This window comes from Natronomonas moolapensis 8.8.11 (assembly GCF_000591055.1).
GTDB lineage: Archaea > Halobacteriota > Halobacteria > Halobacteriales > Haloarculaceae > Natronomonas > Natronomonas moolapensis.
The window spans coordinates 1,350,979-1,362,245 of the sequence record NC_020388.1 but is presented as its reverse complement, the minus strand read 5'-3'; the positions used below and the strand labels follow the sequence as shown (position 1 = coordinate 1,362,245).

The window sequence follows — 11,267 nt, the reverse complement described above, 5'->3', positions numbered from 1 at the left end:
TAACCCGATCAGTTACCGCCGATGGCTTCCTGGATGGCCGAGGTGTAAGAGTCCTCGTTTTGATTGTAGGCCACCTGTGCCTCGACGGTCCCGCCGAAGTCCGCCTCGAAGACGCTGGCGAACTGCTCTGAGAGCTGTTGGCCGTAGTCGTTGTTGACGTACAGCGTCGTCGCGACTTCGGCGCCGAGCTGCTCTGAGGCGACCTGTGCCATCACGCGACCCTGTAGCAGATCCGACGGTGCCGTCCGGAATATGTAGTCGTCGTCCTCGAGGTTTGTCACCGACAGCGCCGTCGAGGACGGCGAGCAGCCGACGACCTGATTCGGGATGAGCGCCTGCTGTGCCACCGGGACGTTCACCCCAGAGGACGCCGACCCACAGATGTAAGGAACGCCCGCGTTGACCAGCGAGTTCGCCGCCTGAATGCCCGTGTTCGGCTCCGTGTTCGTGTCCTCGAGTTGGGTTTCGACCTCGATGTCGACGTCCGCCTCGTTGACCTGCATCGCCGGGATTTCGGCGGCGTTTATCATTCCCTCGCCCACCGAGGCGAGGTTGCCGGTCTCCGGGAGCAGGATGCCGATGTCGACGGTCCGTCCGAGCCCGCCCTCGATCGTGTCGGCGGAGGGACCAGCACCGTCCGGGCTATCGCCCTCGAAATTCAGCGTGTCTGTCGCCTCCGTCCCGCCGTCGCCGGTGAACTCCCAGACGTCGTAGGCGGCGTTGGCCGGGTCGCCGGCCTCGTTGAAGTTGACGTCCGAGGACGCCCCCTGGTAGTTGATCGGATCGCCGTTGGCGACGGCCTCGACGCCCTCGACGAAGTTCTCGGGAGTGACTTCCATCCCGTCGGGGTTGGCCACGTTCCGCATCTGATCGCGGATACCGGTGCCGCTGTTTTCTCCCGCCGCGACGTTCGCGAGGATGCCGACGGCGACGGAGTCGTACGACTGTGTCGTAAACACCCCGGGGGTTTCGCCGTACTCGTTCTCGTAGAGGCCGCTAAACGCCTCCTGTGCGGGACCGCCCGCAGCGGGTGCTGTCCCGACGACGTTCTCCATCGGGTTTCCGACTTGCTGTTGGAGCTCTCCGTCCCGGAGGCCGTCGGGAACAATGATGTCCTCGCTGCCGTCGCTCAGCTCGTAGTAGTTTCGGAACAGCGTGTTACCGTCTTCCGGGTACCCGATGACGTTGATGACGTCGACGTCTACGCTGCCGGAGTCGCCGCCGGTATCGGTACCGTTGCCGTTGCCGCCGGTACCGTTGCCGTTGCCGCCGGTACCGTTGCCGTTGCCGGTACACCCGGCCAGGGCGGCGAGACCGGTAACGCCGGCTCCTTTCAGTACGTCACGTCTGTCTATCTTTCTCGACATACTACCGGTTTATTACAGGTGGTCTGAAATAAATGTATCCACGCGTTCATCGGTGGTGCTCGGCTCACCGCGTTCGACACGGTGGGCGATCACGCAAACTCGACGTCGGTGCACTCCTCCCGACAGGTCTCGAGGGCGTGTTTGGCGGCCATCCCGGCGGCCTGGGCCGTCCGGTCGGTTCCGACGCCGACTTTCAAATCGACGCCGACGGCCTCCCGAACGTGTCCGACGGCGTCGAGGTAGCCGGCCTCGTCAACGTCGTTACACACCGCAATGATGTTGTCGCCGCCGACGAAAAACGACAGCGACTCGTGGGCGTTTCGCATATAACGCATCAGTTCGGCGTACCCCTGCTCGATGTTGATGAAGGAGTCGAACTCGTTGAGTTGGTCGGTGTACTTGCCGGTCGCGTCGTTGACGTCGAAGTGGGCGATCCGGACGTCTCCGTCGGTTCTGGCCGCGTCGTCGAGGGGGTCGCCGCGGAGAATCTCCCGGCGGTCGCCGTCCTGGGCGCTGCCGGCGTCTTGGAGGTGGCCGGTCGCGGTCCCGAGCGCCGCCGCCGGGGAGGAATCGACGGCGATACTCAGGCTCACCGTCACCGGATACCGGTTGCCGACCGACTCCTGGATCAGGGCGTGGTCGGCGGCGTCGAGGCCGTTGGTGACGGCAACCATGTTGTCGAAGCGGGTGAAGAAGACGTAGCCCTCCCTGTTCCCGACAAGCTGTGAGAGGTCGGCGTACAGCCGCGATTGGAGGGTCTGGAGGTCGACCTCACGGCGCGGTTCGGGGGTTACCGTCCACGGCCCGTAGTTGTCGATCTGGATGAGCGTTACCTGGGCGTTTGTCACGTCCCGACGTTCGCGGCCGGCCGATATTTGCCTTGCCATCGGCGACGATGCCGCCGGTGTCGGAAGCCGGAGAACGGCGCCCGGAACGAACGATCCGGCCGGAGGACGCAAAAAGCGCCGGTGTTGCCGACTCGTCACGCACTACCGAAGGCACAGCGCACGCGGTTCGAGCCACACGACGGGGCGAGTGGCGGGCGATTCGTCGACCGGGCCGGGCGCGTCCGCCTGCCAGTCTCAGGCGTGGGCGTCGACGTCGACTTCCCACATGTCGTGATCGCGCATCGCGCGCCCGACGGCGCGGTGGAAGGCGACGATGTCCTCGAACTCGTCTTCCTCGACGACGTCGAAGATGTCGGCCACGCTGACGACGCGGGTGTGGTTCAACCGGACGGGTTCGTCGCCGTGGTCGTCGACGAACTCCGCGGCCGAGAGCGGGAAGTCACCCTCTTCGTCGAGTTTCTTCGCGAGCACCGCCTGACCGTACTTTCGCATCCCTTCTGAGCCTTCCTCGCCGTCGGGGTCGTGGGGCCACTCCATGCGTGAGGCTGCGGGAGCCGGCATCAAAGCGTTTCCGCTCTCGGCGCGCCGCCCGACCCGTCGACCCGCCGACCGCCCGACCCGTCGGCGTATCCATCGGTGAAACGCTCGCAGTATTAAGTAGGGCCGGCGGCGAAGCAGGGACGAGACGCCATGTCCACCGAAACGGCCCCTGCCCTCGACGCGGAACAGGTACTCGAGTTCCGCCTCGGCGAGGAGACGTACTGCGTCAGCATCGACTACGTGACCGAGATCGTCGACATGGGCGAGTTGACGCCCATCCCGAACTCCCCGCCGCACGTCGAGGGCGTCATCGACCTCAGGGGAAACACTACCTCGATCGTCGACCCGAAGGTCGGCCTCGGGACCGACGGCGACATCGGCGACCGGATCGTCATCTTCGATTCCGATATCTTCGAGGACGAGCGCTCGATCGGGTGGGCCGTCGACAGCGTCGAGGAGGTCTCCGATCTCGACGCGGAGTCGGTCGACGACTCCCCGATCGAGGGCGAGCATATAAAAGGACTGATCAAACGCGAGTCCGGGTTCGTCGTCTGGATCGACCCGCGGGCGATGGACGAGGCGCTCGCGGACGAGGGGTCGGCCACGGACGTGACACCGGATCGGTGACCGCGTCGCGGGCGCTCACAGTTCCGAGTGGTCGGCGTGCGAGCGGACCCACAGCTCCCCGATCCGGGAGAGCCGCGTCCGATAGGAGTTGCCGTGTTCCTCGCGCTCTATGTACCCCTTGCCGCCGGGGCCGAGCCGATCGACGTTATAAATAACCTTCGACCGGAAGGAGTCCGTGTACTCCTCTCCGAGCTCGCGGGCGAGCGTCCCCGCGAGCTCCGAGACCGACTCGAACTCCTCGTGCTCGCCGAGCGTAAAGAGGATCAACTCCTCGAACGGTTTGACGTTCGAGAAGGAGGCGACCGGGAGCTCGATGATGTGGCCGTCGCCGAAGCGCTTGGCGCCGATGGTGGTCCCGCGCTCGTCGAACTCCTCGAGGAGTTCGCGGCCGGTCTCCAGCCGTTCGGCGACCCGTTCGTCGTCGACGTCCCCCCCGAGGACCGACTCGAGGAGATCGCACTGGTTTCTGAGTTCCTCGGCGAGTTCGGTTTCGAGGTACTTTTCGGGGACGGTGTAGTAGGTGTGGATCCGGTCGCGGTCGCCCTCGCGTTCGACCATGATCGAGTGGGCGGCCGTAGCGAAGGCAAACGAAACCGTCCGCGGCATCGCCGAGACGTTGACCCACACCTCGCTGCCGGTGTCGAGCTCGCCATTTATAAGCGCGTACGCCTGTTCGAAGGCCGCGTCGTAGTCGTAGACGTCCTCGACGACGTACTCCTCCGTCTCGGCGCCGAGCAGGTTCGTGAAGTCCTTCTCGAGTTTGCTCGCGAGGTTCTTCGAGTATTCGACGTTGGCCTCGCTGCCGACCGCCCCCTCGAGCAGGACGACCCGATCGACGTCGAGTTGGTCCCGCACCAACGGCGCGATCAACCGGTCGTAGTCGAACCCGACCGGCACGATGTGGGTCTGCATACTTGGACATGGAATCGAGATAGGTAAAAATCACGAGGTCTCCAACACGGCCTCGGGCCGGTGCCGCTGGTGCGAACCGGCAGCCCGATCACTCGACAGTCAAACCTCCGTTGACGGGCGTGTACGTCCCTGTAACAAACTGGGCGTCATCGCTAGCGAATACGGCAATTGCTCGGGCCGCGTCTTCGGGCTCGGCTATGCGCCCTAGCGGGGTCTGCGCCCGGACCTCGTCGTCGAACTCCGCTCGATACGGTTCGCTCGCCTCGGTCCGAACCAGCCCCGGCGAAACGACGTTCGCGATGATGCCCTCTCCACCTAATTCTGTGGCCACAGCGCGGGCGAGTCCGTTAAGTCCTGCCTTCGCCGTCGTGTGCGCGCTGAACGTCGGTTGAGGGTTACGAGCGGCCTCACTGGAGACGTAGACGATGCGGCCGTAACCCTGGTCAGCCATCGCCGGTGCGGTAGCCTGAGTACAGTTGTATGCCGCTCGAAGTTCATCCTGGAACTTAGCGGAAAACTCCGCCCAGGACTGCTCTAAGAACGGTTTGAATGGGAACGACATATTTGCATTATTCACCAAGACGTCGACGGTGCCAAATGTCGACTCTGCCTCCGCCACCATCGCGTCGACGTCGTCGCGGACTCGAACGTCAGCTTGGATGGCGATCGCGTCGCCCTCGCCCTCTGCGGTCCTGATGTAGTCAACGACCGTGTCGGCGGCGTCAGCGCTAGAGTTGTAGTTGACGACGACATCGGCACCCCGCTCGCCGAGCAATCGGGCTGTCGCGGCACCGATACCACGACTGCTTCCCGTGACGAGCGCTACGGTGTCTTCGAAATCCGAGTTGAAACCAGGCATTACCAGCTAATGTAGATGCATGGTATTAAGCTGCCTGGCGGCCGCAACCCTACCGGGTATAGCTACAGTAATATATCGGATAACATCCGGAAACAAAATCATCCACTCTGATCCCAGCCGATCCACACGTTCCGATATAGTGCGAAGACAGCTGAAGCCTGCTATTTCGGTCGGAGGCGGACTGACACGGACCCAGGCTAACCGTGCGGGGCAACGAGTTGGGAGCCACTCCGTCGTGGGCACGGTCTATGACCACGGAAGTAAATCCGGGAGGGTGTCACTCCCCAGTCGTGTCGATGCCGAGCGCCTCGTTGGTCCCGCAGTAACACGTCGTCGCGTTGAACCCGAACCCGAGCGCGCCGATCGCCGCGAGCACCGCGGTCCGTCGCCTGCCGCTTGTGAGTGTCTTGATGGCTATCACGGTCAGCACGGCTGCGAGTACTCCCCGGACGAGGCGGTCACGGCCGCCGACGTTCTTTGATACCGACATACCGTATGGTTGTGCGCCGAGCGTATTGTATCTTGACCCACTGGATCGGCCGAACGGGGCGGTCCCGTCTAGGATACCGAAACCATAAAGCCGCCACTGGTCGTTATAAGCGTATCGCGTCGGACGTTTCGGCGGATTCAGCGCGTGTACGCGCCGATGCCGAACGCGAGCCGACATCCACCGCACGCGAACCGACATCCACCGCACGCGAACCGACACCCACCGTACGCCGACTGGCGCTCGGGAAGAGAGGATCCCGCGTCTCCCCGTCTCGGACGAACACCGACGGCGGCTACGACCGACGATCATGCCACGTGACACAGACATCTCGAACGTCGTGTTGATAACCGTCGATTCGCTCCGAGCGGACGCGATAGGCGCGTACGACCCCGAGCGACACACCCCCGAGATGGACGCGCTCGCCGAGCGCGGGACCGTCTTCGAGGACGCCTTCGCGACCGGCAACTGGACGCCGTTTTCGTTCCCGTCGATCATGGCCTCCCGGCCCGTCTTCGCGGATTCCGACCGGATCGGGGTCGCCGAGACCCCGACGCTCGCGTCGACGCTCTCGGAGGCCGGCGTCTCGACGGGCGGATTCAACGCCGCGAACGGGTTTCTCACGGAGCACTGGGGCTACGACGAGGGATTCGACGAGTTCGAGCCGTTCGTCGCGAGCGTCGGCTCCAGCATCTACAGCCGCTATCTCGCCACCCATCCGACGGTCGAGGCGTGGCTCCAGTTGGCGATGTCGCCGGCCCGCCGTCTCGGGTCGTGGCTCCGCGGGACGGCCGACGATCGACCGTTCCTCGACACCTCCCGGATGTTCGACGTCGAACACGCCGCGAGCGAGTTCCTCCGGTCGGCCGACTCGCCGTTTTTCCTCTGGGTGCACTACATGGACACCCACACGCCCTACGTTCCAGCCCCGCGGTACATCCGCGAGGTCTCCGAGGGGTGGGTCGGCACCCACCGGATGTTGCACGCCCACACCCGGACCGGGCTGGGGTGGGACGTCGACGAACGGACGCTCTCGGAGCTCCGGACGCTGTATCGGGCGGCCACCCGGCAGGTCGACGCCAGCGTCGGGCGACTCCTCGACGTGGTCTCCGAGGGTGGCTTCGCCGACGAGACGGCCGTCGTCCTCGCGGGCGACCACGGCGAGGAGTTCCAAGAGCACGGCCACCTCGCGCACTACCCGAAGCTCTACGACGAACTGATCCGCGTGCCGCTGATCGTCGACGTCCCCGGCGCGCCCGCCCGCCGGGTCGAGGGGCAGGTCGGTCTCGATTCCATCCCGCCGACCGTCGCGGATCTCGCCGGCGTCGACTCGCCGGACGCCTGGCACGGCGAGTCGCTAGCCCCGGGCGTGTTCGAGGGGGACGCCCCGGCCGACGACCCGGTCGTGTCCGTCACGGTTCGTGGTGAGGAGGTGACCGCACAGCCGATCCCGCGCTCGCTCGACGACGGCGACCTGCTCGTAGGCGTTCGGGACGACGAGTGGACGTACATCGAAAACACAGAGACCGGGGTGACGGAGCTGTACGCCCGATCCGCCGACCCGTCCCAACAGGAGGACCTCTCTGTGGACCCGACGCCGACACAACGCGACGTCCTCCGGGAGTTCGCGGAGATCGCCGACGCCCACGCCGCCACGCTGCGGACGGGGCGGACGGACCGGGGCGACGAGATGGACGACGACCTCGGGGCGCGCCTCGAAGCGCTCGGCTACCGGTAGATGCGGTCGCTTCTCCGAAGCCTCCTCGTCGGCCCGCTTGCGGCCCGCCTGCGCCGGTTCGTCGCTGTCGGCGTCTTCACTGCCGGGGTCCAGATGGGGACGCTCTGGCTGTTCGTCGAGGGGGCCGGCGTGAACTACATCGTCGGCGCGCTGGTCGCCATCGAAATTACCATCGTTCTCTCGTACGTGCTCAACAACGCCTGGACGTTCCGGGCGATGCGAAACAGCGGTCCCGTCGAGTACGTCGTCGGCCTGTGTAAGACCAACCTCGTCCGCGGGACGGCTATCCCGATCCAACTCGCCGTCCTCTACGTCCTCGTCGAATGGCAGAGCGTTCCGTACCTGGCGGCGAACGCGGTCGCGATCGTCCTCAGCGGCATCTATCGGTACGTACTCGACGCGCGCTGGACGTGGGGGTGAGAGGTCGGGACGTCCGGTGCAACGCCGCCGTTCCGCCGGATACGGGGGTTCGGAGCGCCACAATCCCGCCCGACACAGGGGTTTATTTATCGCTCGTGCAACAGGGAGAATGGTGATACCAATGGGCAAGCAAATCCTGATGATCGTCGGTGACTTCGGCGAGGACTACGAAATTATGGTGCCGTTTCAGGCGCTCGAGATGGTCGGCCACGAGGTCCACACCGTCTGTCCCGACAAGGAAGCCGGCGAGACGATCAAGACCGCGATCCACGACTTCCGCGGCGATCAGACGTATATGGAGTCCCGCGGGCACGACTTCGAGTTGAACGCGACGATGGCCGAAACAGAGCCGAGCGACTACGACGCCCTCTGTGTGCCCGGCGGGCGCGCCCCCGAGTACCTCCGGACGCACGAGCCCGTCCTCGAGGCGGTTCGGCACTTCTTCGAGACCGACAAGCCGGTCGCGGCGGTGTGTCACGGCCCACAGATCCTCGCCGCTGCCGGCGTCCTCGAGGGCTACGAACTCACCGCCTATCCGGCGGTCAGAGCCGAGTGCGAGGCCGCGGGCTGTTCGTGGGTCGACGGCGTCGTCACCGACGGCAACCTCGTGACCGGGCAGGCGTGGCCGGATCACCCCGAGTGGCTCTCGGCGTTCATGGACCTCCTCGGCGACGAGGTGAGCCACGGCGAGGCGTTCGCGGCGGCCGACGACTGAGCCGGGGCGAACGGTCGAGACACGAGCGCGGTTCGGTCGAAACGGGCGCTCGCGTCAGTCCGCCCGGAGCCCGAAATGATCGTCGACGTTCGCTTCGGGGTTCGCCGCCGTGGCGGCCGAGACGGCAACGGTCACGAGGAGGCCGAAGAGCATACAGTAGATCGAGATCCCCCACCCGAGATACGCGTCCGAAAACAGGGTGAGAGAGCCGACGCCCGTCTCCGGCAGAAAGTTGAAGACGATGTAGGCGATCTGGGAGGCGACGACGCCGGCAGCGAGTCCGGTCCCCGTCGTCCGCCGCCAGTACAGCGCAACGACGACCGGGAGTGCGAGCTGTGCGAACCCGCCGAACGCGAGGTCGCCGATGTCGACGAGGATCGATCCGACCGTCGCCGCGCCGAAGGCCTCCGCCTCGGCCCAGACGCTCGCCGCGAGGGCGCCGACCGCGAAGGCGACGACGCCGGCCCGTCCGAGGCGGTCCTCCGCCGTCTCGGAGAGCCCGTCGTCGACGAGCGGGCGGTAGATGTCGCGGGTGAAATACGACGATCCCGACAGCAACATCGAGTCCGAGGAGGACATCATCGCGGCGATCGCGCCCGCGACGACGAGAGCGGCGAACCACGCCGGGGTGTACTCCGCGAGGACGACCGGGAGAATGCTCTCGCCCGCGCCGATGTCCGCCTCGAGGCCGAGGCCGCGGCCCCAGGTGCCGAGGAGGAACGCGGGGACGAAAAGCAACAACACGAGAAGCGGCCACAGGGCGAACGACCGTTTCAACACCGTCTCCGAGGCGGCGGTAAAAAAGCGCTGGTTGACCTGTGGGAACATCGCCACGCCGAAGGCGATCGAGATCGCGAACGTGAGCATCGTCCCCGGGGTGTAAAACCCGCTGCCGAGCGCGAGGAACTCGGGGTTCGTCGCCGCGAGGCCGGCGTTGATCGTGCCGACCCCGCCGTCGACGGCGACGAGCACCCACAACAGCGCGCTCCAGACCGCAACAAGCATGAACGCCCCCTGGAGGGTGTCCGTCCAGGCGATTCCGCGCATCCCCGCCAACACGACATAGGCGATCATAAAGCCCGTTATCAGCGTCGCCCCAGCAGCGAAGGGGACGGTCCCGTCGGTGAGGGCGGCCAAGGCCCCGCCCGCGCCGATCTGTTGGAGCATGACGTACGGGAACAGCCAAAACAGCGAGACGCCGGCGACGAGCGCGCGGATCGACCGCGAACCGAACCGATCGCCGAGCAACTCGCCCAGCGTGACGTAGCCGTAGCGCTGTCCCAACAGCCACTGTTTGTAGCCGACGACGTACCACAGAAGAGCGAAGATGAGCCCGTCCATCAGCCCCATTACGAGGATCCACTCCGGCCCGAAGGCGTAGGCGGTGTCCGGCCCGCCGAAGAAGGTGAACGCCGACAACAGCGTCGCGAAGACAGTGAACAGCAACACAACGGTTCCGAAGGTCCGACTCGCCAGGTAGAAGTCCTCGGCCGCGCGGTCGGTGACCCGGTAGGCGGCGAGGCCGACCCCGAGCGCGAGGAGGAGGTAGCCGACGACGATCCCCATCTGGAGGCTCGCGGTCACGCCGTCTCACCGCCCGCGTCGACGATCCAGATTCCCCACGCACGCCGGGAGAACGCCCAAAAGACGACCGACGCGGCGAGCATCCACCCGACGTGCCACCACAGCCAAAGCGGCAGTCCCCAAACGAGACGGTCGACGCTCCACAGGAACCACGGGATCGCGAGCGCGAGGAGCAGCGCCATCACCATCGCCCATCCGTACCGTTCGGCTGTCGAAGCCATGTTGTCGAAAAGTAGTTGTAGCTACTCGTATTAAGAAACATCGATTGCCGACCGAACCGCGTTTTGAAGATAAATACTCTTCAATAGGCCGGACGCCCGCGTTACCGTCCTGGCGGGGTCGACGCGCCCACCGCCGTCCTCACTCTCCGATCCGGAATGAGAGGTCCAGCGCGTCGGCGCTGTGTGTCAGCGATCCGAGCGAGACGACGTCGACCCCCGTCGCGGCGTATTCGGGGAGCGACTCGATGGTGATTCCGCCGCTGGCCTCGGTCACGACACCCTCGGGAAGGACCTCGACGGTAGCCGCCGTCTCGGCCGGCATCATGTTATCGAGCAAGACGACGTCGGCACCCGCCTCGGCGGCCGCGAGCGCTTCGGCTTCGGTTTCGGCTTCGACCTCGATCCGGGTCGCGAACGAGGCGCGCTCGCGGAACCGCTCGACGGCCCGTTCGATCCCCAGTTCGGCGACGTGGTTGTCCTTTATCATCACCATGTGCGAGCAGTCGAGTCGGTGGGTGTCGCCCCCGCCGGCCGCGACGGCGCGTTTTTCCACCCCGCGCAACCCCGGCGTCGTCTTCCGGGTTCCGGCGACGGCGACGTCCTCGGAGACGCGGCGGGCCGCCTCGAGTGCCGTTCGGGTCCGCGTCGCGATGCCCGAGGCGTGGGCCGCGACGTTGACCGCCACGCGTTCGCCGCGGAGTGTCTCCCGGGCCGGTCCCTCCGTCCGGAACACCACGTCGCCGGCGTCGACGCGGTCACCGGCGCCGACCGCTGTCGAGGACTCAACCCCGAGATACTCGAAGACCTGCGTCGCCGCCTCAATGCCGGCGGCGACACCGCGTTCCGTGGCGACGAGCCGGCCCTCGGTCTCCCCCGGGACGTCGTTCGTCACGTCGTGGTGTCCGAGATCCTCGCGGAGCCAGGCCTCGATCGTACTGGTCGGAATCAT

General features: G+C 65.8%; 13 protein-coding genes. 4 read left to right on the top strand and 9 right to left on the bottom strand.

The window, feature by feature from the left end:
* Nucleotides 1-8: 8 nt before the first annotated feature.
* The 3 genes from NMLP_RS06795 to NMLP_RS06785 form a co-directional block, all read right to left on the bottom strand.
* Nucleotides 9-1,367: a substrate-binding domain-containing protein gene (locus NMLP_RS06795; protein WP_015409386.1), complete on the bottom strand. Its 1,359-nt coding sequence runs from the start codon at nucleotides 1,365-1,367 to the stop codon at nucleotides 9-11.
* A gap of 89 nt (nucleotides 1,368-1,456) precedes the next feature.
* A complete protein-coding gene (locus NMLP_RS06790) occupies nucleotides 1,457-2,215 on the bottom strand; it encodes a GTP cyclohydrolase III (protein WP_015409385.1) in 759 nt (252 codons plus the stop codon).
* Nucleotides 2,216-2,449: 234 nt separating this feature from the next.
* Complete coding sequence (locus NMLP_RS06785; RefSeq protein ID WP_015409384.1) at nucleotides 2,450-2,752, bottom strand: DUF5785 family protein; 303 nt, start codon at nucleotides 2,750-2,752, stop codon at nucleotides 2,450-2,452.
* Nucleotides 2,753-2,905: 153 nt separating this feature from the next.
* On the opposite strand from NMLP_RS06785, the gene NMLP_RS06780 reads away from it, so the two are divergent.
* Nucleotides 2,906-3,382 (top strand): chemotaxis protein CheW, encoded by a 477-nt coding sequence (locus NMLP_RS06780; RefSeq protein ID WP_015409383.1) that lies wholly within the window; start codon nucleotides 2,906-2,908, stop codon nucleotides 3,380-3,382.
* Nucleotides 3,383-3,397: 15 nt separating this feature from the next.
* Here NMLP_RS06780 and NMLP_RS06775 read toward each other — a convergent pair whose 3' ends face one another.
* The 3 genes from NMLP_RS06775 to NMLP_RS06765 all read right to left on the bottom strand — a co-directional run bounded on the left by NMLP_RS06775 (nucleotide 3,398) and on the right by NMLP_RS06765 (nucleotide 5,643).
* Nucleotides 3,398-4,294, bottom strand: a complete 897-nt coding sequence (locus NMLP_RS06775) for an HFX_2341 family transcriptional regulator (protein WP_015409382.1) — start codon at nucleotides 4,292-4,294, stop codon at nucleotides 3,398-3,400.
* A gap of 88 nt (nucleotides 4,295-4,382) precedes the next feature.
* The gene (locus tag NMLP_RS06770) at nucleotides 4,383-5,153 is read right to left on the bottom strand and encodes an SDR family NAD(P)-dependent oxidoreductase (protein ID WP_015409381.1); all 771 of its coding nucleotides are present in this window, start codon (nucleotides 5,151-5,153) and stop codon (nucleotides 4,383-4,385) included.
* Between the two features lie 277 nt (nucleotides 5,154-5,430).
* On the bottom strand, nucleotides 5,431-5,643 hold the full coding sequence (locus NMLP_RS06765; RefSeq protein ID WP_015409380.1) for a YgaP family membrane protein: 213 nt from the start codon (nucleotides 5,641-5,643) through the stop codon (nucleotides 5,431-5,433).
* 307 nt (nucleotides 5,644-5,950) lie between these two features.
* Here NMLP_RS06765 and NMLP_RS06760 point away from each other — a divergent pair, with 307 nt between their 5' ends.
* The 3 genes from NMLP_RS06760 to NMLP_RS06750 all read left to right on the top strand — a co-directional run bounded on the left by NMLP_RS06760 (nucleotide 5,951) and on the right by NMLP_RS06750 (nucleotide 8,513).
* Entirely contained in the window at nucleotides 5,951-7,378 is a 1,428-nt protein-coding gene (locus NMLP_RS06760) for a sulfatase (RefSeq protein WP_015409379.1), read from the top strand.
* Nucleotides 7,379-7,798: a GtrA family protein gene (locus NMLP_RS06755; protein WP_015409378.1), complete on the top strand. Its 420-nt coding sequence runs from the start codon at nucleotides 7,379-7,381 to the stop codon at nucleotides 7,796-7,798.
* 121 nt (nucleotides 7,799-7,919) lie between these two features.
* A complete protein-coding gene (locus NMLP_RS06750) occupies nucleotides 7,920-8,513 on the top strand; it encodes a DJ-1/PfpI family protein (RefSeq protein ID WP_015409377.1) in 594 nt (197 codons plus the stop codon).
* Nucleotides 8,514-8,567: 54 nt separating this feature from the next.
* On the opposite strand, the gene NMLP_RS06745 is transcribed toward NMLP_RS06750, so the two are convergent.
* From NMLP_RS06745 to nadC, 3 genes are all read right to left on the bottom strand, one after another.
* Nucleotides 8,568-10,097, bottom strand: coding sequence for a sodium:solute symporter family protein (locus NMLP_RS06745; protein ID WP_015409376.1), 1,530 nt, complete (start codon nucleotides 10,095-10,097; stop codon nucleotides 8,568-8,570).
* The gene (locus NMLP_RS06740) at nucleotides 10,094-10,318 is read right to left on the bottom strand and encodes a DUF3311 domain-containing protein (RefSeq protein WP_015409375.1); all 225 of its coding nucleotides are present in this window, start codon (nucleotides 10,316-10,318) and stop codon (nucleotides 10,094-10,096) included. The genes NMLP_RS06745 and NMLP_RS06740 overlap by 4 nt, the downstream gene beginning before the upstream one ends.
* A 139-nt stretch (nucleotides 10,319-10,457) precedes the next feature.
* Nucleotides 10,458-11,267 (bottom strand): carboxylating nicotinate-nucleotide diphosphorylase, encoded by an 810-nt coding sequence (gene nadC / locus NMLP_RS06735; protein ID WP_015409374.1) that lies wholly within the window; start codon nucleotides 11,265-11,267, stop codon nucleotides 10,458-10,460.